Here is a 24,955-nt window from a genome sequence, read left to right as displayed (position 1 = left end):
GGTGGTGCGCGATGAAAGGATACGTTTTTGCAGCAGATTGTCCCTCTCGAAAAATTTTATTAACTCTCACGAGCCGTTGGAGTGTCTTGATTTTAGTTGCACTTCGAGATCAACGTCTGCGTTTTAATGAGTTAAAGAAAATTATTGATGGCATTAGTGAAAAGATGTTGGCACAAACCTTAAAAACGCTTGAGCACGATGGTTTTATCATACGTCAGGATTATGCAGAAATACCACCTCGTGTAGATTATCAATTAACAGACTTTGGACGAGAGGCTTCCGAACGACTTTTTGATTTAACTACTTGGCTTGAAAATAATTTATCCAAGTTATTAGAAAGTCAGCCTAGTGCAGACATAGTTCAAAATTGACTCGGAACATAGAGTTATTATTGTATATTTAGCATTCAAACTCGCTTAATTCGCTACTTTGTGTTACTATTGTTTTAGTAGTCACCATTAAGTTGATTAATACTATATGAGTAAAAATATCGATCTAGAAATCTGCCCAATTGCCAGAAGCCTTTCTGTGCTAGGTGATGCGTGGAGCATGTTGATTTTACGAGATGCACATGCAGGATCTACTCGTTTTGATCAGTTTCGTAAAAGTTTAGGTATTGCACCTACAATGCTAACAAAACGTTTGTCTGTGTTGGTAGATGAAGGCTTACTTGAAAAAAGACAATATTCTGAACACCCACCGCGTGAAGAGTATGTATTAACTCAAGCGGGCAAAGACTTCTTACCTGTTCTATTTGTGATTGGCGCATGGGGTCGAAAATACAAACCTTATGAACAGCCTGAAAAAATGGTGACTTTCCTTGATGCAGAACAAGGTACTGAAATCAAACCTATTGTGTTAGACCAAATGACGGGAGCTGAAATTGGCACTCGCCCTATTCGCCTGAAAAGCGAATAATATAAATATAAAAAAGCACTCAGTTAGAGTGCTTTTTATTGGCCTGATGTAAAGTAAATTGGTTATTTTGCTCGGCTACGTTGGGTTGCATAAGTTCCCCAACCACTGAGTAAAACCGATTTAATAAATGCCCATAACCCACTTTCCTTAGGTTTCGGCTCTTTACCTTTCCCAATCCGTTTGAGTTGTTGGGTATACCAAAGTACTTCCATAATCCCCAGACTATCAATTTTTTTGATGCCAGTTTTGATGGGTTGCACTGACTGAAAACCATTTTTTCCTGCCAGTAAAGATTTGGGTACATCAGGTTCAATTGCCATAAGTCTTGCAATTCCAATGACATCACATGCATGTGACTGCAAAGCTTGATCCATACCTTCTACAGTTCGGAATCCACCTGTTACCATCAATGGCGTTTTAACAAGTGTTCTCACTTTTTCTGCGAAATCAATAAAGAAAGCTTCGCGTGCGATTGTCGATGCTTTTTGTGGAGCTTTGGCTACACCAGATTCGTAAGTACCACCCGATATTTCAATCAGGTCAATGCCTGCATTCGCTAATGCCTGAATTGTTTCTAACGAGTCTTGCTCGGTAAACCCGCCTTTTTGAAAGTCTGCCGAGTTAAGCTTAATCGCGATAGGAAACTCTTTACCGACTTGTTTTCGGATCTCTGCATAAACTTCCATCAAGAAACGGCGACGTTTTTCTGGTGTACTACCCCACTCATCATTTCTTAAATTGTGCAAAGGTGACAAAAACTGGTTAATCAGATAACCATGCGCAGCGTGAATCTCAACTCCACTAAATCCAGCCTTTTTACATATCGCAGCGCTACGACCAAAACGCTGAATAATTTCTAAAATCTCTTCGTGTGTTGCTTCATCAGGTGTTGCAAATAAAGACTGCATTTCTGCACCAAATGGCACTGCCGATGCAGAAATGTTCCGTACATTTAATCCTTTCGGTGATTGTTTTCCCGGATGATTTAACTGTGCCCACAATTGAGAACCTTGTTCGGTCACGGTTTTTGCCCATTTCTGTAAAATTGCAAAATCACGCTCATCCTCAACCACCACATTGCCAGCCTCACCTAAGGCTTTGCGGTCAATCATAATGTTGCCAGTTATGATCATCCCAATCCCTGATGCGGCCCAACGCTGATATAGCCGAACATGTTTTTCGTTTGGATTATTTGAATAGCTGGCTAAAGTTTCACTGGTTGCAGCCTTCGCTAACCGGTTTGGAATGATGACACCATTCGGTAAAGTTAAAGGCTGATTCAAAAGATTCGTTTTTAATTGCAGATGAGTCATGGCTTATCTCACACAGTTAAAGAGGGTTTTGAATGGGGTTGAATAAAGTCCACTAAACTTTGAAACCACATCACATCCACAAAATTTCCGGTAATGACAAGGTCTTGTGTTTTAAGTGCAGTTAAAAAAGTGTTTACACTGTCTTTCGCTGACAACACGGCGAAGCCCTTGCTACCCGTTTTAAACGTAAAGGTAAAACTTGGTGACTTGGTTAGCCCTGAATAAGAGTTAATCTTGCCGTTTTTTACTTCGAAATAGCGGCCTTCACCACTTGCTGTTTGAATCTGAAAGATGACATTTTTATCTTTCACATAAGCTGCGCATTTCGGGTTCTTTTTTACAGCACGCTGCATGAGCTTGGTCAGCATCCACAGCAATAATTTAAATTTCATCATTTTTATCTTCTTGATTCATCAAATTGAATGGACCGAACTCATGGACATTATTCATCTAAAAACTGGATTGCATGTTTTACGAAGCGTTCAGGGTACTGAAATTGGGCACCATGTCCTGCATCGGGATAAATAAATAGCTGAGCATTTGGAATGTTAAGTGCCATGTGATATGCATTGATGGTTGGAATCATCACATCATCGACACCATTTAAAATGAAAGTAGGTTGTTTAATCTCACGTAAATGTGCAAAAGGATCTTGTTCATCAAGTTTAGGTAAAAAATGCATATTGGCTTCTATTTGTGCCTGCATGACTTCAACTGAACTTGCTGGATCTTGGTTTTTACGCTCATGGCGACGTTGCCAAAATTCATGACCCGCCTGAATAGCAGCTTCAGATCGGCCGAAAAATAAAAAGAGGAAGTTTTCTTCAGAAGGCACAGCAGTTGTTGCATGCTTCAATACCAAAGCAGCGACTTCTGGATCATCTCCACGTGGTTTGCCACCTCTTGGTCCTGTACCTAAAAGCATTAGTTTTCTGACGAGTTCAGGGTGGCGGCGTACTAAATCTTGTGCCTGAAACCCTCCAAGTGAAAAGCCTAATAGGTCAACTTGCTTTAAGCCTAATGCACGAATGACTGCCGCCGCGTCGTCTGCCATATCTTCAATGCGAGTACGGGGCTGGCCAGTAGATGAAGCAACACCGCGACCGTTAAACAAAATGACTTCACGTCCTTGAGCTAAACCATCCGTAATCAGTGGATCCCAATTGTCTAAACCACCTCGGAAATGCTGAAGAAAAAATAGCGGTGGTTGCTCTGTATTTGCATTACCCCATCGACGATAGGCAAAATTTGCTCCATCTACTTCAATGAATTGGGTCTCGGCTGTTTGGTGTGTAATTGTTGTCATGGTCATAGTCCTAAATTTAAGTTCTTATTTAGCTAAGAATGTAAGTGATTGTTTTACAAAATCTTCATTAAACTGAAATATTCCCCCATGACCTGCATCTGGATAGATTACAAGTGAACTATTCGGTAAACGCTTTGCTAAATCATAAGTATTTACTGTTGGCACCATTCGGTCATGATCACCATTGGCAACAAGAACAGGTTGTTGAATCACAGAAAGGTCAGCAGGTTTTTTACTTCCCCATTTTTTTAATGCTTTAAGCTGGGCATGATAGGCAGAAATAGTGATTTCTTTATCACGGTTTTCAGTACGTTCATTAATACGTTGAATAAAGGCTTTTGCAGAAGCTTTACCATTTTCTGTACGAGTGAAGAAAAGATAAACCTTAGGGTCTTGACCAGTCACCATTCCACGAACTAAATCCCAATTAGAAACTCGCCCGACTGTACTAATTCCAGTACCGCCCGCAGGGCCAGTTCCCGATAAAATCATTTTTCGAACCAAATTCGGCTGTTTTAGTACAATCTCTTGTGAAATCATGCCGCCCATCGAAAAGCCGAATAAATCAACCTGCTTAAAGCCTTTTGCTTGAATGAAAGTAATCGCATCATCTGCCATTTGTTCAATTGACTTTGCTGGTTCACCAGTCGAAGCACCGACGCCGCGATTATCAAACACAACAACATGATGTTTAGCCGCAATTCCATCAATAATTCGTGGATCCCAGTTATCTAGTACAGCAGCTAAATGGTTTAAGAAAATGACAGGTGTTCCACCATTTTGTTGACCATATTCTCGGTAAGCGAAGTTAACGCCACCTGCACTAATAAATTGAGTTGGGACATTTGTCCAATTTGTATTGAGTTGGGAATTTTGACCGGCTTGCTGATTGATAACACTGTTTTTTGTCACTTCATTTGCCTTAGTTAAGGGGGTGCTAAAAGAGAGTGATTCCACAGTCTCAGCCTGACTTAAGGGAGCACTAAAAATAGATATCGCCGTCAAACTCATAGCAACTGTATTTAATAAAAAATTCATTTCTCTGATCCTCAAATTTAATTCATTGATCTGATTCATCTGTTTTTATGAGTGATCTTTCAAAGAGAGAAAAGATAAAAACAGAGTAGGTATCGATTTAATACTAACTATATATTGATAAATCCCGTTTGTCACTATCTTTTTAGTACTAACTATTATTTACTTGAATTTCTTGCAAAAATTGAATGAAATAAAAAAGGACTGCTTCGTGTTGATACACAAAACAGCCCTTAAAATTACTGATCAACAGTTCAAGACTTAAAGGTTGGATATCTCTAGGGTTCTATTACTTTAGACATTGCATATTCAGCTAAAGTAGTAATTGTTAAAGCTGGATTTACCCCAGGATTTGCTGGCATTGCTGATCCGTCACAAACCAATAAGTTTTTATATCCAAATATTTGTAAATTATGATCAATCACACCGTGAGCAGCATCTTTTCCGATGACAGCCCCACCTAAAACATGTGCTGTCGTCGGGATATCAGCTATTGCTTCTAAAATATTACTCTGCGCAACACCACCTGTATAATCAGCTACCCACTGTGCAGCCTGATTGGCAATATCAATATATGTTGGATTTGGCTTATCACTATTCTGCTTAGTAATTAATTTATATCCAGAACCAAACCAACGCTTTTTAGGTAAAAATTGGATTGAGTTATCTAGAGATTGCATTACCAACAACGTAATCATGTGCTGACTCCACCCAATAGGTGACACTGTTTTCAGCCATTGTGCCGGATGCCGCACAATTTGCCACAACCATTTGAGTGGGCGTGTTAATCGATTTCCGTTACCCACTAAAACGGTATACATCAAACTCATAAAGTCCGCATGTCGCCCATAGGTCAAAAACTCAATATGTGTATTTTGATCAATATGTACACTGCTACTTGCAGTAACGTCATTCCACGTTTTTAGATCTTTGGGCAATCTTACATTAAGCACAGATTCACTATTGGTACGCACCAATTGTCCTAATTTATTGCTGATATTCGGTAGTGAACCATTCAATTTACAATTGGCTAATAATTCATTAGTTCCCAGTGCGCCTCCTGCAAACACGACACCTTTAGTCGTAAACGTAATTTTTTTAGTAAAGAAAAGCTCTTTTGTTTGAACTGTAACGCGATAGCCATCACTTCCATCTGATGCATTTAAAGGTTTAATATCAGTAACTTGATGTTCTGGAAAAATTTGAACGCCTTTCTTTTCAGCAAACCATAAATAATTTTTACTTAATGAGTTTACTGCTCCGACTCGACAACCAACCATACATGCTCCACAGCGAATACATCCTGTACGCTCTGGACCTTCACCTCCAAAATAAGGATCAGGCACTTTTTTGTCTGGCTCCCCAAAGAAAATACCTGTCGGTGCACGCTTAAATCCATCACTACAACCAAAATGAGCTGCCATTTCTTTTGCAATATTTTGATTTGTGGAATCAAATTTAATTGTCTCTACGCCCAGCATATATTCGGCTTTATCGTAAAATGGCGTTAAAACCTGTTGCCAATCACTAAGATGATTCCACTGAGGATTTTTAAAGAACTCTGGTCTAGCCCGATAGAGAACTCCACCATAAACCGTGCTACCGCCACCAACAGCAGATTGACTGGGAAAAAAAACATGGCGAAAAATCTTCATTCGCATGATTCCTTTCCATCCAATTGAAGGTACCCATAAAAATTTACTGAGTTGCCAAGTCGATTTAGGCAAGTCCTCATCTTTATAGCGTTTTCCACGCTCTAATACGGCAACTCGATAGCCTTTTTCAGCTAAGCGTAAGGCAGAAACGCTACCACCAAAACCAGAACCTATAACCACCCAGTCGTAATCAAATAATGGGCTGTCAGAAGAAGTGTTTCGCATAATAATTCCTCACTCTAGCTTGTTATCTTTTGGACAACCCATTTTTTAGATGCATGACGATATTTAGTAATTTCGACATTTTATGCTCCCTGAACTTGATATAGCCCACGAAGCTTAGGTTTATCAATTTTACCAACTGCATTTTTAGGAAGAGTCGGAAGAACAATCACTTTTTCTGGTTGCTTATAACGAGTCAAATGCTGCTTACAATACTGATTTATTTGATCAATTGAACATTCAGTATTAGGCTTAAGGGATATAAACGCCCAAACTACTTCCCCCCATTTTTCATCAGAAACACCAATCACAGCCGCTTCAAAAACTTCGGATACTTCGAGCAATGTATCTTCAATTTCTTTTGGATAAATATTTTCGCCCCCACGAATAATCATTTCTTTTAATCGCCCAACGATTGAAAGATATCCCTCATCGTCAATTCGACCTATATCACCTGTGTGTAGCCAACCATTTACAACCGTTTTGGCTGTTTCTTCTGGTTTATTCAGATAACCCCGCATAACGTTTTTACCTTGAATCAACACTTCCCCGATTTCACCTACAGATAAATGTCTTCCATTAAAATCAGCTATAGCTATTTTTTGACCGGGTAATGGCAGTCCTACCGTTCCAGCTTTTCTGATACCATTCACTGGATTTAATGTAGAGCCACACGTACCTTCCGATAAGCCATATGCTTCTACAATTGGAAAACCATATCGCTTTTCAAAATTAACGAGTAAATCAGCTGAAGCAGGCGCAGCTCCACAAACTCCATAACGTAAACTTGATACGTCTGGCACAACCTCTTTAGGCAAGGCATATAACATTGCATAAATGGTAGGTACAGCTGAAAAATATGTTGGGCGCAATTGCTCTATATCAGTAAAGAAATTCTCTAAATCAAATCTTTGACGTATCGTTACACGGCCACCAGAAGCAAGAGGAACAAGAATACTCACAACAATTCCATTGACGTGAAATAAGGGCAAAATTAAAAGGCAGTGATCTTTTTCTGATATTTGTAATCCCTCACGCCCCATTTCAGTCATCGCTATAATATTAGAATGATCTAACATGACTCCTTTTGGTAAGCCCGTTGTACCACTTGTATATATTAATAAAGCCAATGCCTCAGGATTAACAACTGGAGCATGTTGAAACTCATCACCATGCTTGAGCATAGTTACAGCTATTGAAGAGACATTATTATCAATTTTCTCACCTGTTAAATTGATGAGTAGTTTTGCTCCTGAATCCTTTAACTGATGATTTGCTTCTTTGTGCGTAAGCATAGGATTAATTGGAGTTATAGCAGCTCCTAAATACCATGCGGCGAACATGGCAACAACAAATTCAACTTGATTTGGTAGCATAAGAGCGACGACGTCACCCTCACAAATACCTTGGCTATTCATTGTGCCAGCTGCACGAAGAACAGCTTTATGAAACTCATAATTAGTTAAAGAAATGTTCGAGTCAGAAATGCAGTGAGCATTTGGGGCTTCCTCTGCCCTTAATTTAGAAAGCATAGTAAATTGCATAGTAGTTCCTTTACAAATCTAGATGAAATCACAGCAAGTTAATTGAAATTTTGCTTAAGGAATTGAGTTTGATCGTTAACCAATTGCTCAAAAGCCTCACCTGTATAAAAATCAAAATGCCCTGCTTCATAACGTTTAATGACCCCACGTGGAGCATGTTTAACGAGTTTTAAAGTTTGGCCCGCTGGTGTAACTGTATCGGTATCACTTACACAAAAGAGTATTGGGCTTTGGATTTTAGAGGCAGCTAATCCAGGTCGATATCTTAGAATTTCTGGAATAATTCTTGCGGTTAAGTAATTTACGAATTCGACGCCTTCTGGCATTAATGCTAGATACCCCTCTAACGCATCATGAGCGTTCATAAGAGCGGGCTGCCCCGGAGGAGCTGCAATTGGCACCATGACCGGCGGCAATCCAAATAGTTTTGCAAATAAATCTTTGGTGACTACTGGAATTACTTTTAAGGTATCTTTTAAGCCTAGTGCAGACGCTGAAGCTAAACCATCTGTGAACGGACACTGTGCAATTGCGGCTTTAAGTTCTGGATGTCTGCTCGCAATAGTAATTGCATGCCCTCCACCGAAAGAACTTCCCCAAATTCCTACACGTTCACCATCAAGCGACGGATAGCTTTTTACAAATTTTAAAGCTGCTTCCCAATCATCTAATTGGCGATTTACAGACATGAGTTGGCGAGGTTCACCACCACTGTCGCCAAGATATCGATAGGTAAAGGCTAAAGCAGCAATACCCGCTTGGGCAAAACGTTCTGCGAAAGCATCTAATCTCATTTCTCGGATTGCACCGATACCATGCCCAAGCACAACTACAGGAGGTTTGGTTACCCCTTTAGGTAAAAATAGCCATGCAGAACAATAAGTTTCACCTGAATCAAAACGAATATCTTCTTTAATAACCTGATACTTAGAAGCATTTACTTGATTTTTATTCATTTTTTATTTCCTTCAGACGCTAATGGAAGTGAGCCACTCTTTAAAGTTTCTTGAAATACTTCAGCATCATAGAAAGGTAATTTTTTACGTTGATCAGTTTGCTCTAAATAGCCTTTCATGAGCTTTTGTGCTGTCTCTGTTGGGGATATATGAATAAATTCAGTTCGCTCTCTATGCAGACCTTCTTCTAATGTTTCCGACCCACCAAAATATGCCGCACGCTTAATTGCAGCGCGTGCTGTTTTAGGACGTTTACTCAAATAAATTGCTCGCTCTAAAGCTTTATCGATCAACTGATCTTTAGGCACGACTTCATCTACATAGCCAATTTCTAACGCAACTTTTGGAGATACAGGTTTTCCTTCAAGCATCATCATTAACGCTCGATGAGTTCCCACTAATCTCGTTAATCGCTGAGTCCCACCACCTCCTGGATTAATACCCAGTAAGACTTCAGGTTGGCCAATCACATAATTGCCATCAGCCATAATTCTGATGTCACAGGCTTGTGCAAACTCGCTACCCAAACCCAGAGCAGAGCCATTTAATGCTGCGATAAAAATCACACCACTTCTATTCATTCGTAAAAAAGTTTCATGCAATTTATCTAATTGCATACCACCATCTAAAGGGGTAAGTTCCGCTAACTGCTCTAAGCCTGGAACTCCTCGAATACTTTTAGATGTACGTGCAACCAAAGAAGAAGTTTTTAGCCCCAGCTTTGGAATACTAGCTCCACCTTCTTGCAACCAACGGACATCAGCATGGGCAATAAAATAATCTGGATGATCCCCAGTAAAAATTACTGCCTCAACAGAGGTATGCTTTTTTTCAAGGTCATCTAATAGTTCAGATAACTCTTCAGCCATATCTAGTCCCATTAACTGATAAGGACCACCATCTAAGTGAACAATGAGCACATTGTCATGAGTTTCCAATTTAATGTGCTTTCTCTGTATTTCACTATTAATCATTTCAGAACCCTTCTTTATTTGACTAACATTAGCCTTGCTATTACTTGTATTTAACGACTGAGAATAATGACTACAGGCCGCTAAACTTATTGCTACTGCTGACAAAACAGCACTTTTAAGTATCTTCATGATGCAATCCTAGTCACCACATTTTATGTCTCTAAGCTCGATATCTCGCTAGAAGAATCCGTTCAGCTTTGCTTAACTTTTATTTAAAAATATGAAATTAGTAGCTACTAAGCATTAACAATAACATTGTTATGGTTTAATATAACAATGTTATTTTTATTGCGCAATAACTTTGTTATGGAAAAAAAAAGTCCTCGTACACGTTTATTAGAAGCAGCAATGCGAATAATCGAAAACCAAGGTCCTTCTCAAATTAAAGCGAGAACTGTTGCTTTAGAAGCAGGTCAGTCCACTATGGGTGTTTATACTCACTTTGGCGGGGTGCCTGAGCTGCTGCAAGCCATAGCTGACGAAGGATTTACCCAACAAGCTCGTTTATTTAAAAGTATAGAAAATACAGACGAGCCAATGACAAACATGTGTTTAATGGCTTTAGAATGCCGAAATTTTGCTATGGCTAATCCGCATCTTTATGATTTGATGTTTGGCTTGTCTATTCAGGGAAGATATACACCACTTCGGAGAAGTGAAGCTTCAGCCAATGAAAGTACAGAAGCATTTAAAAATTCTTATTCATACTTACGTCAAGAATGTGTGAATCTGATAGAAGCAAAATATATTCGAGACATTGACCCTGATGTGATGGCAGCACAGTTATGGAGTGCACTGCATGGATTTATTATGTTAGAGCTTGGGCAACATTTTACTAGTTGCCCTAATCCAACCACCGAAATTTTAATTCCAATGTGTATTAATCTAATAGTTGGATTAGGCGCAGAAGCACAAATAGCAGAAAATGCGGCAAATAAAGCTCTAACTATCTGGAATTCAAAGAATATCGTATAAAGCTAGCTATATAAAATGATGTCAACCGAGGCATCATTTTATACAATATTGAAGTTATTCTAAAAACTGAATTACCTTTCCCACAAAGTCTTGATGAAATTGAAATATTCCTCCGTAACCTGTGTCTGGGTAAATAATTAATAAAACTAAACCACGCGTTTCAAATTCAATCGCATCATCAGCCATTGCTTGAACAGTAGTTAGGGTTTTTTCTTGTGAACCACCAACACCCCGATTGTCAAAGATGATGCCCCACTTTTCTTTAGCAATCCCATCAATGGCTCTAGGATCCCAATCATCAATTACAGCACTAAAATGATTTAGCAGAATAATTGGTGCGCCTTCTTTTTCCCAAATTCACGATAAGTAAATAAAGTTCCATCGACATTGAGCTTTAAGGTTGGTGAATGATTTGCAGAGCTTTTATTTTTTGTATGCAATTTCTTTCTCCATTAATTTTGAAATTGGTTTGAAAATCGTATGAGCCAATAAAAACTAGAAATAAATTCGATAAAAGTTACTATCATTTTAGTAGTAACTATTTTGTTTTTAGATTATGATGAAAATATCAAGGTGAAACTGAATAGCGAACACCTTCAAATTGGAAAAAATGGTATGACTGGTAAAGTAGTTCTCATTACAGGCGCATCTTCTGGTATTGGTTTAGCAACAGCAAACCTTTTACATGAGGCTGGATTTATTGTTTATGGCACAAGCCGACAAGCAAAAGATTCATCAAAATACAAATTCCATCTTATTGAGTTAGACGTAAATCAAGACAATTCAGTTGCACAAGCCGTTGAGAAAGTAATAGCAACTGAAGGAAAAATTGATGTCTTAATTAATAATGCTGGGTTTGCAATAGCGCCTGCTGGTGCCGAAGAAAGCTCAATGCAACAAGCACAGGCTATTTTTGATACCAATTTTTTTGGTGCGGTTCGAATGACTCGTGCAGTGATACCACATATGCGCCAGAAAAAATCAGGATTGATCTTAAATATCAGTTCAATTCTTGGGCTTTTACCTCTGCCTTTTGGCGCACTATATGCTGCTTCAAAACATGCACTTGAAGGTTACTCTGAATCTTTAGATCACGAATTAAGATCTCAAGGTATTCGTGTATCACTTATTGAACCTGCTTACACCAATACGTCTTTGGGAGTAAACTTACTCGAAGCAGACAATAAAATTTCTTTTTACGATCAAACGCGTGAAAAGCTACATAAACAAATGATTAATTCAATTAATAAGTCAGATGACCCGAGTGTAGTTGCCAATACAATTTTAACTGTCATTCAAAGCCAACAGGTCGTACCACGCTACACAGCAGGAAAAACTGCAAAAAGCTTAAAAGCGTTAAGACGATTTGCACCTGCAAAGATCTTTGACAAATTAATTCACCGCAGCTTGAAAGTTTAGAACACGCTTAAGCCTATAAAACTTTAAAAATAATTTCGAGAAATAGAGGTTTCAAATGAAAGCAGCCTACATTAGCCGTTATGGCAACATTGATGACGTACAGCTCAATGAACAATCTCAACCACCACTGACAGCAGACGCTGTGCTTGTTAAAGTTCATGCAGCCAGCATTAACCCTCTCGACCTAAGAGTTTTAGAGGGTGAATTTAAAGCAATTCTCCCAGTGAAGTTTCCTTTCATATTAGGCAATGATTTTGCAGGTACAGTCGTAGAAGTTGGATCGAACGTTACCCAGTTTAAAGCTGGAGATGAAGTCTATGCCAAGACAGATTTAAACGGCGCTTTTGCTGAATATACTGTGGTTCAACAGTCTTCACTTGCACTGAAACCGCAAAATATTTCAATGGAGCAAGCAGCAGCCCTGCCATTAGTTGCCTTGACTTCATGGCAAGCGCTGGTTGAAATTGCAAAAGTTAAAGCTGGTCAAAAAGTGCTGATTCATGCAGGTTCAGGTGGTGTAGGTTCAATTGCAATTCAACTTGCCAAATCACTTGGCGCTACGGTTGCGACCACAACTAGTGCCAAAAACAGTGGTTGGGTGAAAGAGCTAGGTGCCGACATCATCATTGACTATAAAACAATGAACTTTGAGCAAGAACTTAAAGACTATGACGTGGTTTTAGATACACAAGGCGGAAAAACTTTAGAAAAATCACTCAATGTACTTAAACGCGGTGGACGTCTTATCAGTATTTCAGGACCTCCCGATCACGCTTTTGCAGAGGCAATTAATCCGAACTGGTTCCTAAAATGTGTTATACCGATGTTAAGCTGGTCAATTCGACATAAAGCAAAAAAACTCGGCATTACTTACTCATTTTTATTTATGCAACCCAATGGTCAGCAGCTCTCAAAAATTTCCGAATTGGTCGAAGCTGGAAAAATTAAACCCGTAGTTGACCAAACCTATGAATTTATTCAAATTAAAGAAGCGCTCCAATATGTAAATACTGGACGAGCAAAAGGGAAAGTTGTTTTAAATAATATTGCTGAACTTTGAGCATTTATTTAAATAAAAAACACTACGAATGATCAAGTCATTAAAGATCTTAATTACCCGACCATTCGTAGTAGCTTTATAAAATCAGAAGTAATTTCTAGTCTATTTCTTCATTGGTATTCTTAAATGACTATGCCAATGAGGACAAGGATATTCCTTAAATAAAAAATCATGATATTTATAGGATGCTTTCTGCTACAAGAAATAGGCTTAAATACGTATAAAAAAACCTCAATAAGATATTGAGGTTTTTTTATACATTTACGATAGTTTTATCAGTTTTGCTGATCTTTTTGCCGCTGTATATCTTTCTGATCTTTCACGTTTTGTTGCCGCTGTTGATTTGGTATATGGTGTTGGTATTGGTGGTTTTGTTGCTGTTGTTGATCCTGTTGGTTTTGCTCGAATTGTTGATCTTGCTGTTTATTTTGGCGATCTTGATCAATCTCTTGTTGCCGGTGTTGATCATTTTTTTGATTAGCCATATTAATTGTCCATTCTTTAATATGATTCATTTTTACATTTACATACTTATCATTATAAGGCTACCTACTTCATGTGACATTTCCTTTCATTGTAAATTTTATGATTGAAGATAAAAATATATGACTAATAAAGATGCAGTTATTTGAATTTTCTAAAAATAGAAATTACATTGACTACTTGATAAAACAAATTTTATTTTAGATTCATAGATTAAAATGTTTTTCTCTCACCCCAACCCCAACAAAAAATACTCAAGCAACCTCTCCCGTTCATCTGGTTTACTCGGGTCTAAAAGCTGAACCATCGCGCCATCAATCACAAACAAAAACATGTGCGCATCTTGTTTTGAAGCATTTACATTGGTTGTTAAAAGCAGATTATAAATTTCCTTGATCAACCAGTTTCGATAGTCAATTACGACCTGATACGCCTTTGGATGTGTTTTCGCAATTTCAAAAATAGCTTTAAACGGCAAATGATATAGCCCTTCTAAATCGGCATGTAAAAAGTATATTTTCCTAAGTTTTTCAACTAGCGTTAAGTCTTTTTGAACATAAATAATTGAAAGTAATTCTTCTTTTAAACCATCTTTTTGAAAGGTCAGACTCATTTCGATAAGACGTTCTTTTGAGTGAAAATAATTATAAAACATGGCTTTCGGGATTTTTGCTGCTTCAATAATTCGGTCTACCCCGACATTGTGAAAGCCATGTTTATTAAAAAGATATCTTGCAGAATGAAGCACACTTAAAGCACGAAATGGAAGATCTGAATGTGGCATAGTTTTACCGTTATAAAATAAATTTTTGTTGTATATAAATGAGATATAAAAAGCCTTGACCCTTTTAAGGGTAAAAAAAGGCATAGCAAAGCCATAAAGACTGTGCTGGGCACATCTCAAGTTTTATTGTTGCTAAGTTTTTTGGTCGTGACGAATTAAAGCCTGAAAAACCTAGTGGCTATCAAACTGTTTTAAAGTGATTAAGTTGTGTCGATATAGATTTTGACAGTGACTGCCAAGAAATGATGAATGTACAAAGCCAACTCCTTTAAGTATGGAGTTCTGCCAAAGCATTATAAATTATGGTGGCAGAACGGAAGTGGGTTGACGGACTGGGTTCGACATCCAGCACACTCGAAAGTGTCCCACTCCCGTCCTACCGCTACGGGAGGGAACGAGGTGTGCACACATGAAACTATTCCTCAGAAGGAATAATCTGATGTGGTCGATCATCGGTCCGTCAAAACCGACTGGCAATGTAGGCCAGCCCGCAAATGGTAATCTGCAATATTTAAGGTGTCAATGTGAAATTGGCTAGAAAATATTTAATTAATTATTGTTTTTCATTTAATTACATATTTAAGAATATCCTTAAGTATGAGATTTATTTAAGTTAGGCTTAAAAGCTACTCTAACGGTATAAGTTGGAAAAAGTTGTTCTAATAGGATAGTTTCATTAAAAATAAAAACTTTAGGGCACAAAGCCATAACGTCGTATATATTTTCAATTATTGATTTCAGCTTAGAAGTAAAGACTGGAATATTCTGATCATCTGCAACAACATAGACATTTTCATTGTGAATTGTTTGCATGCTTTCTAACAACTCATCCATGTCATCAAAATCTTTGAAATCTATATTTTTCCATAAAATATAGTTTTGTTTTATAGGATACATATTCAACTTCGTATAAACATCTTCTACGTCTATATCACTAATAATTTGAAAATCATTTTTGAGCGCATTTTTGCATTCTTCAAATAAGGACATATCTTTTACCTAATTTTCTTTTAAGATTAATAATCTATTCCAGATGTATTTTATAACTTTTCAGCTATTAATTTATCGGATTCTTAGTTCTGCCCTACAAAATATATCTTGCTGTCTTGCTATTTTTCTGTATGATTGAGTAATCACTCAATTAATATATTTGTGTATGGCTCGTCCTCGTAGTGAAGATAAACGTAATGCAATTTTAAGTGCTGCTATAGAAACATTGGCAGAGCTTGGCGAACGTGCGTCTACCTCAAAAATTGCTAAAGTCGCTGGCGTGGCGGAAGGTACTTTATTTACCTATTTTAGTAGCAAAGAAGAGTTGCTTAATCAGCTCTATCTTTCACTAAAAGCTGAACTGCGTCAGGTCATGATACTCAATTACCCTGATCACTCCGATTTGCAAACACAAATGTCTCATATTTGGCAAAGCTATTTGGACTGGAGTTTAGAAGCTCCACTCAAACGCAAAGTAATGGCACAGCTTTCAACCTCTGAGCAAATTACCGAGCAAAGCAAACAAATTGGTATGCAAACCTTTTGCGATCTGACCCAAAATATTCAAGAACATATTAATAGTGGAACACTACGTGATTACCCACCGTTATTTATTGCTTCAATTTTGGGGGCACTTGCGGAAGTCACACTGAATTTTATTGCCCAAGACCCTTCTCAAACCGAGCGTTATCGCAAATCGGGTTTTGAAGCATTTTGGCATGCAGTTTCAATATAAATAAAAGATAAGGACCCACGGCGTCCTTATTTTTGAACCAATTAATGAGTGAGTAAATACTCATTTATATAGATATTAATAAGTACTCTTAAAGTTCTTATTTGCACATATAGGTTTATTCCACTAAAGGAAAAACAAGATGACTATTTCAAACACAACAGACTTGCCTTCTCCCTTAATGCCGTCACAACAGCATGATGGCAAATTTAGAAATACACGTCCGAACCAGCACAAGCCTTCTTTTGGTAAGTCACTTCAGTTGATGTGGAAGTTTCTATTTAACAAACCGAAAGACACAGTTCCAAATAAACAAATTCCAGTTTTAAGTTTGTCGAAAGAACAACTTCTTAGTGCGCCTGACCGCTCTCTCTTTCGTCTGGGGCACTCGACCATATTGTTAAAATTGCGCGATGAGTTTTGGCTAACTGACCCTGTTTTTTCGGAGCGTGCATCACCTTTTCAATGGATTGGGCCAAAACGTTTTCACCAACCACCAATCAGCATTGCAGAACTACCGCCAATTAAAGGCGTGATTTTGTCGCATAACCACTACGACCACTTGGACTACCACGCAGTCATGCAACTTAAAGACAAAGTTGAGCATTTCATAACACCGCTTGGTGTGGGTGATGCCCTGATTAAATGGGGTATTGCAGCAGAAAAGGTTCAACAACTCGACTGGTGGGATACGACACATATTGATGGTTTAGAACTGGTTGCCACCCCTGCACATCATTTTTCGGGCCGAAGCTTGAGTGACAGTAATGCAACTTTATGGGCATCGTGGGTAATTATTGATAATGATCTACGTGTATTTTTTAGTGGTGACACGGGATATTTTGATGGCTTTAAAGAAATCGGACATCGTTATGGGCCCTTCGATCTTACAATGCTTGAAACTGGAGCTTATGACCCCGAATGGCCAGATGTACATATGCAGCCCGAACAAACTTTACAAGCACATATCGATTTAAAAGGACGTCATTTGTTGCCTGTGCATAACGGTACTTTTGACTTGGCGCTTCATGCTTGGGATGACCCATTTGAACGTATTGTCGGTTTGGCTAAGCAAAAAGATTTGGGCATTAGCACACCGCAAATGGGTGAAATCCTAAATCTAAACGAGCCAAATGTCGAAAATTATTGGTGGCGTTTGTAAGTTTGAAGAAATTATTTGGAGAGGAAAAGAATGCTTTTGCTCTCCAATCTTTAAATTTTAACTTTTCTTATGTTCCTTCCAAGGAAACTTAATTGTGCATAAAACAAAAACCAGAAATAAAAATTGGGAAATATACATATAGTTGAGTAAGTCTCGGCCTACTTTTAATGTAATCCAAGTGTTGTGAATGACATCACTAAATATAATGAGAAAAGTTAGAATTAAGCCGATACGAGGTCTATAAAATAGAAGAATTGCTGCAAGTGGATCAATAAACGTTAAAGATGTCCAATAAATACAGGTAAATAGTGGTGCATTGTTATAGTCCCAAAACAAACCGTGCATTAGAACTGTTTGTAAATGATTGAACCCTGCACCGATAAGACAAAGTGCATAAATACATCTAATAATAAATTCAGTTTTCAAAACAACTCTCTTATTCATTCATCGTGCTATGTAAAAAATATTTTTATTCAGATAAAGCTATTCAATATTTTAATTGAAACAATCTACACAAATATAATTTAAAAGACTCTATAAATAAAAGATAAATATCTCCCCCCTTTCCTCTATCTTACTTATAAGTTGTGAACTACCTCATTAAGCATCTATTAGAAATTTTTACACTCAAGAGAACTAAATAAATTATTAAAAATTTATTATTTAATAAAATTTAAATTATTCAATTAGATATATTCATAATTGATGCTTTAAAAGAGTCCTCTTAAAACTAAGATTAACTTTGTCTTAGTTTTATTATTGACTACAAACACAGACCGAGTTAGTCTGTGTTTGTAATTGATCAATTATGAAATTAAATGGCTTATATCACTAGTAGCGTCGAGTATGCGATTCACTGTCTTCTTTTTCTTGTGAACAATGAAGATAAACCCTTGAGTAGTAAGGATCTTGCCGAATTACAAGGAGTCTCTCCGAGTTTTATGGCCAAGATTTTTCCTAAACTTGAAAAGGCAGGTCTTGTTATTGCTCAAGAAGGTGTTCGTGGTGGGTATTTACTCGCTCGATCCGCTCATGAAATCAGTTTTTTAGATATCGTGAATGCAATCGAAGGTGAAAAACCGCTTTTTGAGTGCCAAGAAGTTCGTGGGAAATGTGCGGTCTTTAATCATGCCCCGCCAGATTGGGCAACCAGTGGTGTGTGTGCAGTGCATGCGGTCATGCTACAGGCCGAAAAAGCCATGCGAGATGCGCTAGGTGCTCATACACTTGGCGATATTGCAGACCGTTTTGGCCGTTATGCACCCGACGTATTTTTTAGCGATGTAAATGGCTGGATCAATGATCGCATTGAAGGAAGAACAGCAAAAATGCGGAAAAATAAAATATCGCAGGACACCCCCGACTAACGAGCTGATAGGGCCTCAAACCCTAAGCTAAAACTCCACTAATCGTTTTAAACGCCTTCTCAGATTTTTCGGACAATCAGAGAAAGGATTCGCTCACCCTAAATTTTGTGATGAGCTGGAATTTGTTGTCCGAAAAATCGATCAAAAGGATAATCAAATGAGTAAGCGTATTATTATTGCTGGTTCTGGCTTTGCTGGTTTATGGGCTGCACTTGCTGCACAAAGAGCAATTTACTTAGCGTCGCAAGAACAAAATATTGAAGTAGTGATGGTTTCCCCTAGCCCGAATGTTGATATTCGTCCTCGTCTTTATGAAGCCGTACTAGAAAACATGAACCCTGATATTTCAGATTTATTAAGTGTGGTTGGGGTTAAATTTCTAGCAGGTTGGGTAAATAAAATTGATGTCGACCAACAGGCAATTGAAGTTTCCACCACCGATGGCAGCAAACAATCCTTAAGCTATGACCGTTTTATTCTGGCAACCGGAAGTACTACGTTTATGCCCCCAATACCGGGCCTTACCGAATATGGCTTTAGCGTAAGCACACTAGAAGATGCCGAAAAACTAGATCAACATCTTAAAAACTTAGCCCATAAACCTGCAAATGCAGCGCGTAACACCGTGGTCGTTGCAGGTGGTGGGCTTACTGGGCTAGAAACCGTTACCGAAATGCCTGAACGTCTGCGTTGCATTTTAGGCGAAACTGATATACGTGTTGTTTTAGTAGACTCATCTACAGAAATTGGTGCAGCAATGGGTGACCAAGCTGCTGCCGTTATTCGAGAAGCTCTTAGCGAGCTTGGTGTGGAAGGTAAAGCTGGACTACGAGTTACAGCACTAGATGCATCAGGGGTAACGCTTTCTAATGGCGAAAAAATCGAAACACAAACCGTGATCTGGACTGCGGGCATGCGAGCCAACTCGCTCACCTCTCAAGTTACTGGTGAAAAAGATAATTTAGGACGTATTTTAGGGGATGCTTATTTACATGCACCTGAAGCAAAAAATATTTTTGTCACTGGCGATACGGTAAAAGTTCCAACCGATGATTTAGGTAATTTTAACGTGATGTCTTGCCAACATGCCATGAGTCTAGGCCGTGTAGCGGGTTACAACGCTGCGGCAGAACTAGTTGATTTACCACTTCATCCATACAGTCAACCGAAGTATGTGACGTGTGTTGACTTAGGTCCTTGGGGCGCACTCTATAGCGAAGGTTGGGATCGTCAGGTTCAATTTGTGCGTGATGAAGCTAAAAAAATTAAACAAGAAATTAATACCATCTGGATTTATCCACCAGCTGCAGACCGCGAAGCAGTTTTTGCAATAGCTAACCCTGATTTTGTGATTGTTCCTTAAAGTTAGCCTTGCTAGATCACACCACTTTATTTAAACAGTCGAAAAGCAAAACCGTCACTGGTTTTGCTTTTCTAGTTTATATTTGAATCATTAACAATTATGACTTTTCTAGCTCTTCTACTATTGCTAAAGCCGTCTTTCTAGCTGAAAAAGGGTTTTGACCTGTAATTAACTTGCCGTCTTGAACGACATATGGAGCAAAAGGAATAAAAGCTTTTTCATAATGAGCGCCGTATTCTTTCGCTAACTCTTCGGCATTGTACGGCACTTTTTTTGCTACCCCTGCCAAAACCTCTTCACTCCAAGCAAAGCCTGTTAACTTCTTATCTTTTATCAGTCGCTCACCATTTGAAAGTTGTACATTAAGTAACCCACAGTAGCCATGACAAACACTTGAAACAATGCCGCCTTTTTCATAAATGTTTTTGGTAATTTCTTGGAGCTCTGGGTTATCTAAAAAATCCCACATCACCCCGTGACCACCTGTGTAGTAAATCACGTCATAGTCTTGCCAATTGATATCTGAGGGCTTAAAGGTATTTGCTAACAGCGTAATAAAAGCTTGATCTTTTTCTCGGTCTTTAACAGATTTATCAGCAACTAACGGTGCAAGCGATTTTGGTTCAATCGGGGTTTTGCCACCATTTGGACTGACAATGTCTTGCACATAACCTTGCTTTTCAAATTCATCATAGGCATGAGTGAGCTCGCCTAACCACAGCCCTGTTTGTTGATCTACATCCTTATAGCGTGAAACATTGGTCACGACGTGTAATATGCGTTTAGACATTTTCTCACCTCATTTTTCATATTTATAATTCTATTCTTTCGTCTATCAAAGCATAGAAAGTTGTTACTGAAAGTGTGTGCTTGGTAAAGTTATGAACCTTGCTTTTATGTTACTATAAGTCTAAAGTTAGCTTGAATGTCAAGAGAGTATGTGGCTATGAATATTAGCGAGTTATCGAAACTAAGTGGTTTAAGCACCCCTACAATTCGTTACTACGAGCAAATCAAACTCTTACCTAAAGCAAAAAGAAAATCGAATGGCTATCGTGAATATACCGATAATGATTTGAAGCAACTTTCTCTCATTCAGCAAGCCCAGCAAGTTGGGTTTTCTTTAGCTGAAATTAAAGGTTTTTTGCCCTCGAAAGTTGTCGCTTGGGATCATGATGCACTTATTCAAACGATTGAAACCAAAATTCAGGAAATAGAACTTTTAGAACAAAAGCTAAAAGTTAGTAAGCAAAACTTACGCACTATGATTCACGCCATTAATGATAAACCCGATGAAATTACGTGTGAGCAAAATGCAGAACGGCTTATGACCCTCTATTTCGACAAAGTAAATACACCTTAGTTTTAAACTTTAAATAGAACTTTTGTTGAAAAAACCAATTACAGGCGAACGCTGTAATTGGTTTTTTCATATAAATATTATAGAAAAAATTAGCTTATCTTTTGATAGTGAAGACCGAGAGCTCCAGAAGCAAACGTTTTATTTTCAATAAGTTTAAGATTGGTCTTTTGCTGAATGCCTTGAAACAGTGGCAAGCCCTTACCAATCAGCACGGGCGAAACTGTAATTTTATATTCATCAATTAAATCAAGTTGCATCAAATAGTGCGCGAATCGAGGACTCCCCAGAATCACCATATCCTTACCCGCTTGCTGTTTCAGCTTATTAATTTCTTCTTCGACATGGTCTTTTACAAGACGGGAATTATTCCATTCAACCGTATCTAATGTGGTTGAAAAAACGATTTTTTCAGTCTTTTCAATCCACTCAGCATGATTGCGTTCATGCTCTGAAGCTTCTGGATTTGAAAGCATGGTTGGCCAGTAATTATGCATCATCTGGTAGGTCGCTCGTCCCCAAATTACCGTATCGGCAGTGCTCAAAATTTCTTTGGCATGATTTGCTAAATCGGCATCGTAAGCAATCCAACCTATGTCCATTGCCCCATTTGGACCTTCCACGAAACTGTCTAGGGATGCATGTAGAAATAGTATGAGTTTTCTCATTATTCTCATTCCTTTGTTATGAAAAAGATTTATCGCTTTTTAGTATATTCAATTTGAATTATTTCTTATTGAGTGTTTTGTTTTCTGTTTTTCTTTTTATCCATATTAAGCCGTATTTACTTGAAATATTTAAAAATAACCCGAACAAGAATGACTCCTTGTTCGGGACGATCTATAAACATGCTATTTTAATAAAAGCTTTTAATTAATGACCAGCGGACCAGAACCCGGCAGCTCGGTCACTAATTTATAGCCCATCAGCTTTGCTGGCGTATATGTACCGCCTTTCACGGTATTTTTGAGTAAATAATTCAGCACAGTCAGTGAACCATTTACGGTAAGGCTATACGCATTTTCCGTTTGGATGCGGGCAGTTTTGATTTCCCCACGCGTATTTCTTGCCTCACCCCAAACATAGGTAGGTACTTTCGCGCGAAGTTCCTCATTTGGTCCCACAACCGTTTTTTCAATACGCGACTTAATAAACTTCTGCACAGCATTAATTTTTAATACTGGGCGTAAATAGTTCATCATTTTCGCACCAAAAATCATTTTAGGGAATGCAGGTACAAACACTTCAATGTTTGGAATACCTGTTGTATAGAATGCAGTAGATACGTCTCCCCACGGAACACTCATGGCACTTTTTTTACCGTCACCAAAATCAATGGTCCGAACATAATGTGCTAATGGAACGGTGGTAATTTTTCCGTTTTTACGAATTTTTCCGCCTTCGGCCATGCCTTCTGTACTTGTTTTAGCAGTACCCGGTGAAAACCCTGTTCTAGAGTCAAAACCAAGTGCTAAATGGGTCGCATCTGGCAATGCTTCTTTCAGTGCCGCGGCAACACAATCTGTCGGAATCACATCGAAACCAACACCTGGACAAAGCACAATATCGGCTTTTTCAGCTTGGCTGTTAAGTGACTGTGCCAATTCAAATACAGAGATTTCACCCGTAATATCTAAATAGTGAGCGCCTGCTTTAATACACGCTTCCATCATGGGTTTTGATGTCGCTGAAAATGGCCCTGCACAATGCATGACCAGTTTAAAACCTTGGACTTGCTCACTGACCGCATCTACGTTATCAAGGCCAAAAGCTTTATAGTCAAGCCCCAACTCTTGAGCTAATGTTTCAACCTTAGCTTTGTTACGACCAGCCAAAGTTGGTTTTAGACCTTGGCGTACAGCTTCGCGAGCGATTAACTCGCCCGTGTAGCCATTTGCTCCATAAATTATCCAGTTTGAATCGTTAGGATTTGTCATAACACAACTCACTTATTAAGAAGCAAATGTATAGTCACGCATGCCTTTTTTGTATTGGCGGGTACGGCATGACATCGCTGATTGTTGCAAAATTAAAGCCCAAGCTGGTGAAACATTTGGTTTTGTTTTTTTACCAGCGCTTAAATTACGTAACTGGAATTTCACCACTGCCATATTGGCAAGAGAAGCGAATGTTTTATTTTCCCAGGTAATTGGCTTGAGTTCAGGTGAAACATTTTTGCCTTGTTTCCAAGCATTTGGCAAGTTAGGTTCAATGGCTAAAGCTGTGGCAATACCGACCATATCTACACCACTTTCAACTACTTGCTCTGCTACTTGTTTACGGCGTATGCCACCTGTCACCATAACAGGCATTTTGGCAACTTTACGAATTTCTTGTGCAAATTCTAAAAAGTAGGCTTCACGAGCGAGTGTTCGGCCATCACGCGCTTGACCTTGCATTGCAGGTGCTTCATAGCTACCGCCTGAAAGTTCAACTAAATCGACTGCATGCTCATTTAGCATTTTAACCACTTGTTGAGCATCCTCTGCACTAAACCCACCGCGTTGAAAATCGGCTGAATTTAGTTTTACTGCAACAGTAAACTGAGGCGAAACCACTTTACGAACTGCTTCCACAATTTCAATTAAAATGCGAGCGCGGTTTTCTAAAGAACCACCCCACTGATCTTGGCGTTTATTGCTCAGTGGAGAAAGAAACTGGCTTAATAAATAACCATGCGCTGCATGAATTTCTACACCAGTAAACCCTGCTTTTTCACCTAACCGCGCCGTGTTTGCAAAACGCTGAATCACCTCTGCAATCATAGATTCAGTCATTTCAATCGGCGTATTAAAGCGATTTGACATTTTGCCAAGATCAAGTGAAATAGCCGATGGTGCCCAGGTCTGCTGACCAAGGTTCGCTTGCATTTGACGCCCCGGATGGTTAATTTGAAGCCAAATCTGAGCACCTTTTGAACGACCAATTTGTGCCCATTTTTTAAAAGTATCCAGATGCTTTTCATCTTCAAGCACTACGCCGCCCGGTCCAGTCATCGCTCGGCGGTCTACCATCACATTTCCAGTAATGATTAGACCGACACCACCATTTGCCCAAGCTTGATATAAACGCATTAATTCTTCTGATGGTGCATGGTTTAAATCAGCCATGTTTTCTTCCATTGCTGCTTTAGCAATACGGTTAGGAACATATGAGCCATTAGGGAATACTAATTTTTCGAACACTTTCATTGGAATGACCTCATTCAGTATGGTTTTACTTTAAGCTTAAAGCGAACTTTAATATCAATACCTTTTATTACTTCTATATTTAATCAATTGTATTCATTAATTTTTCATATAAAAAAGAGGCTTTCAAATGCCTCTTATTTAAGTT

Annotated in this window: 27 protein-coding genes; 10 read left to right on the top strand and 17 right to left on the bottom strand. The window is 38.5% G+C overall.

What is annotated here, in order from left to right:
• Positions 1 to 11: 11 nt before the first annotated feature.
• On the top strand, positions 12 to 371 hold the full coding sequence (locus RMB03_RS10825; protein ID WP_311076034.1) for a helix-turn-helix domain-containing protein: 360 nt from the start codon (positions 12 to 14) through the stop codon (positions 369 to 371).
• Positions 372 to 477: 106 nt separating this feature from the next.
• Positions 478 to 918, top strand: a complete 441-nt coding sequence (locus RMB03_RS10820) for a helix-turn-helix domain-containing protein (protein WP_311076032.1) — start codon at positions 478 to 480, stop codon at positions 916 to 918.
• Between the two features lie 62 nt (positions 919 to 980).
• Here the strand turns inward: RMB03_RS10820 and RMB03_RS10815 are convergent, their stop codons facing one another.
• The 8 genes from RMB03_RS10815 to RMB03_RS10780 form a co-directional block, all read right to left on the bottom strand.
• Positions 981 to 2,231: an NADH:flavin oxidoreductase/NADH oxidase family protein gene (locus RMB03_RS10815; RefSeq protein ID WP_311076030.1), complete on the bottom strand. Its 1,251-nt coding sequence runs from the start codon at positions 2,229 to 2,231 to the stop codon at positions 981 to 983.
• 8 nt (positions 2,232 to 2,239) lie between these two features.
• Positions 2,240 to 2,626, bottom strand: coding sequence for a hypothetical protein (locus RMB03_RS10810; RefSeq protein ID WP_004642957.1), 387 nt, complete (start codon positions 2,624 to 2,626; stop codon positions 2,240 to 2,242).
• Between the two features lie 47 nt (positions 2,627 to 2,673).
• The gene (locus RMB03_RS10805) at positions 2,674 to 3,537 is read right to left on the bottom strand and encodes an alpha/beta hydrolase (RefSeq protein ID WP_311076029.1); all 864 of its coding nucleotides are present in this window, start codon (positions 3,535 to 3,537) and stop codon (positions 2,674 to 2,676) included.
• A gap of 24 nt (positions 3,538 to 3,561) precedes the next feature.
• On the bottom strand, positions 3,562 to 4,575 hold the full coding sequence (locus tag RMB03_RS10800) for an alpha/beta hydrolase (RefSeq protein WP_311076027.1): 1,014 nt from the start codon (positions 4,573 to 4,575) through the stop codon (positions 3,562 to 3,564).
• Positions 4,576 to 4,850: 275 nt separating this feature from the next.
• A complete protein-coding gene (locus RMB03_RS10795) occupies positions 4,851 to 6,452 on the bottom strand; it encodes a GMC family oxidoreductase (RefSeq protein WP_311076025.1) in 1,602 nt (533 codons plus the stop codon).
• A gap of 80 nt (positions 6,453 to 6,532) precedes the next feature.
• Positions 6,533 to 7,993, bottom strand: coding sequence for an AMP-binding protein (locus RMB03_RS10790; protein ID WP_311076023.1), 1,461 nt, complete (start codon positions 7,991 to 7,993; stop codon positions 6,533 to 6,535).
• 38 nt (positions 7,994 to 8,031) lie between these two features.
• Complete coding sequence (locus tag RMB03_RS10785) at positions 8,032 to 8,949, bottom strand: alpha/beta fold hydrolase (protein WP_311076021.1); 918 nt, start codon at positions 8,947 to 8,949, stop codon at positions 8,032 to 8,034.
• Positions 8,946 to 10,052, bottom strand: coding sequence for an enoyl-CoA hydratase/isomerase family protein (locus RMB03_RS10780; RefSeq protein WP_311076019.1), 1,107 nt, complete (start codon positions 10,050 to 10,052; stop codon positions 8,946 to 8,948). The genes RMB03_RS10785 and RMB03_RS10780 overlap by 4 nt, the downstream gene beginning before the upstream one ends.
• Positions 10,053 to 10,199: 147 nt before the next feature.
• Between RMB03_RS10780 and RMB03_RS10775 the strand changes: the two genes are divergently transcribed.
• Positions 10,200 to 10,898, top strand: a complete 699-nt coding sequence (locus RMB03_RS10775) for a TetR/AcrR family transcriptional regulator (RefSeq protein ID WP_013197756.1) — start codon at positions 10,200 to 10,202, stop codon at positions 10,896 to 10,898.
• A gap of 54 nt (positions 10,899 to 10,952) precedes the next feature.
• Here the strand turns inward: RMB03_RS10775 and RMB03_RS10770 are convergent, their stop codons facing one another.
• On the bottom strand, positions 10,953 to 11,084 hold the full coding sequence (locus tag RMB03_RS10770; protein WP_264158064.1) for a hypothetical protein: 132 nt from the start codon (positions 11,082 to 11,084) through the stop codon (positions 10,953 to 10,955).
• Between the two features lie 429 nt (positions 11,085 to 11,513).
• On the opposite strand from RMB03_RS10770, the gene RMB03_RS10765 reads away from it, so the two are divergent.
• A complete protein-coding gene (locus RMB03_RS10765; RefSeq protein WP_198078217.1) occupies positions 11,514 to 12,317 on the top strand; it encodes an oxidoreductase in 804 nt (267 codons plus the stop codon).
• 55 nt (positions 12,318 to 12,372) lie between these two features.
• Complete coding sequence (locus tag RMB03_RS10760; protein ID WP_311076015.1) at positions 12,373 to 13,377, top strand: NADP-dependent oxidoreductase; 1,005 nt, start codon at positions 12,373 to 12,375, stop codon at positions 13,375 to 13,377.
• Between the two features lie 275 nt (positions 13,378 to 13,652).
• On the opposite strand, the gene RMB03_RS10755 is transcribed toward RMB03_RS10760, so the two are convergent.
• The 3 genes from RMB03_RS10755 to RMB03_RS10745 all read right to left on the bottom strand — a co-directional run bounded on the left by RMB03_RS10755 (position 13,653) and on the right by RMB03_RS10745 (position 15,634).
• Complete coding sequence (locus RMB03_RS10755) at positions 13,653 to 13,862, bottom strand: hypothetical protein (RefSeq protein ID WP_035357968.1); 210 nt, start codon at positions 13,860 to 13,862, stop codon at positions 13,653 to 13,655.
• A gap of 227 nt (positions 13,863 to 14,089) precedes the next feature.
• Positions 14,090 to 14,644 carry a TetR/AcrR family transcriptional regulator gene (locus RMB03_RS10750; RefSeq protein WP_311076013.1) on the bottom strand — a complete coding sequence of 185 codons (555 nt, stop codon included), beginning with the start codon at positions 14,642 to 14,644 and terminating at the stop codon, positions 14,090 to 14,092.
• A 591-nt stretch (positions 14,645 to 15,235) separates the two neighbouring features.
• Complete coding sequence (locus tag RMB03_RS10745) at positions 15,236 to 15,634, bottom strand: hypothetical protein (RefSeq protein ID WP_311076011.1); 399 nt, start codon at positions 15,632 to 15,634, stop codon at positions 15,236 to 15,238.
• A gap of 166 nt (positions 15,635 to 15,800) precedes the next feature.
• On the opposite strand from RMB03_RS10745, the gene RMB03_RS10740 reads away from it, so the two are divergent.
• Together RMB03_RS10740 and RMB03_RS10735 are read left to right on the top strand one after the other, a co-directional pair.
• The gene (locus RMB03_RS10740; protein WP_205469143.1) at positions 15,801 to 16,370 is read left to right on the top strand and encodes a TetR/AcrR family transcriptional regulator; all 570 of its coding nucleotides are present in this window, start codon (positions 15,801 to 15,803) and stop codon (positions 16,368 to 16,370) included.
• A 139-nt stretch (positions 16,371 to 16,509) separates the two neighbouring features.
• A complete protein-coding gene (locus tag RMB03_RS10735; protein ID WP_311076008.1) occupies positions 16,510 to 17,529 on the top strand; it encodes an MBL fold metallo-hydrolase in 1,020 nt (339 codons plus the stop codon).
• Between the two features lie 57 nt (positions 17,530 to 17,586).
• On the opposite strand, the gene RMB03_RS10730 is transcribed toward RMB03_RS10735, so the two are convergent.
• Positions 17,587 to 17,955, bottom strand: a complete 369-nt coding sequence (locus tag RMB03_RS10730) for a hypothetical protein (protein WP_311076134.1) — start codon at positions 17,953 to 17,955, stop codon at positions 17,587 to 17,589.
• 392 nt (positions 17,956 to 18,347) lie between these two features.
• Here RMB03_RS10730 and RMB03_RS10725 point away from each other — a divergent pair, with 392 nt between their 5' ends.
• On the top strand, positions 18,348 to 18,896 hold the full coding sequence (locus RMB03_RS10725; RefSeq protein ID WP_311076006.1) for an Rrf2 family transcriptional regulator: 549 nt from the start codon (positions 18,348 to 18,350) through the stop codon (positions 18,894 to 18,896).
• A 157-nt stretch (positions 18,897 to 19,053) separates the two neighbouring features.
• Entirely contained in the window at positions 19,054 to 20,259 is a 1,206-nt protein-coding gene (locus tag RMB03_RS10720) for an FAD-dependent oxidoreductase (protein ID WP_311076004.1), read from the top strand.
• Between the two features lie 97 nt (positions 20,260 to 20,356).
• Here RMB03_RS10720 and RMB03_RS10715 read toward each other — a convergent pair whose 3' ends face one another.
• On the bottom strand, positions 20,357 to 21,049 hold the full coding sequence (locus RMB03_RS10715) for a type 1 glutamine amidotransferase domain-containing protein (protein WP_311076001.1): 693 nt from the start codon (positions 21,047 to 21,049) through the stop codon (positions 20,357 to 20,359).
• Between the two features lie 156 nt (positions 21,050 to 21,205).
• On the opposite strand from RMB03_RS10715, the gene RMB03_RS10710 reads away from it, so the two are divergent.
• Positions 21,206 to 21,622: a MerR family transcriptional regulator gene (locus tag RMB03_RS10710; RefSeq protein ID WP_151768034.1), complete on the top strand. Its 417-nt coding sequence runs from the start codon at positions 21,206 to 21,208 to the stop codon at positions 21,620 to 21,622.
• An 89-nt stretch (positions 21,623 to 21,711) separates the two neighbouring features.
• On the opposite strand, the gene RMB03_RS10705 is transcribed toward RMB03_RS10710, so the two are convergent.
• The 3 genes from RMB03_RS10705 to RMB03_RS10695 form a co-directional block, all read right to left on the bottom strand.
• A complete protein-coding gene (locus tag RMB03_RS10705) occupies positions 21,712 to 22,287 on the bottom strand; it encodes a dihydrofolate reductase family protein (RefSeq protein ID WP_151826816.1) in 576 nt (191 codons plus the stop codon).
• A gap of 201 nt (positions 22,288 to 22,488) precedes the next feature.
• On the bottom strand, positions 22,489 to 23,556 hold the full coding sequence (locus tag RMB03_RS10700; RefSeq protein ID WP_311075999.1) for a saccharopine dehydrogenase NADP-binding domain-containing protein: 1,068 nt from the start codon (positions 23,554 to 23,556) through the stop codon (positions 22,489 to 22,491).
• Positions 23,557 to 23,571: 15 nt separating this feature from the next.
• Positions 23,572 to 24,810 (bottom strand): NADH:flavin oxidoreductase/NADH oxidase family protein, encoded by a 1,239-nt coding sequence (locus RMB03_RS10695; RefSeq protein ID WP_151768031.1) that lies wholly within the window; start codon positions 24,808 to 24,810, stop codon positions 23,572 to 23,574.
• Between the last annotated feature and the right edge of the window lie 145 nt (positions 24,811 to 24,955).

It is taken from the genome of Acinetobacter sp. V91_7 (genome assembly GCF_031799075.1).
Lineage (GTDB): Bacteria > Pseudomonadota > Gammaproteobacteria > Pseudomonadales > Moraxellaceae > Acinetobacter > Acinetobacter calcoaceticus.
This window is presented reverse-complemented; position numbering and strand designations above follow the sequence as displayed.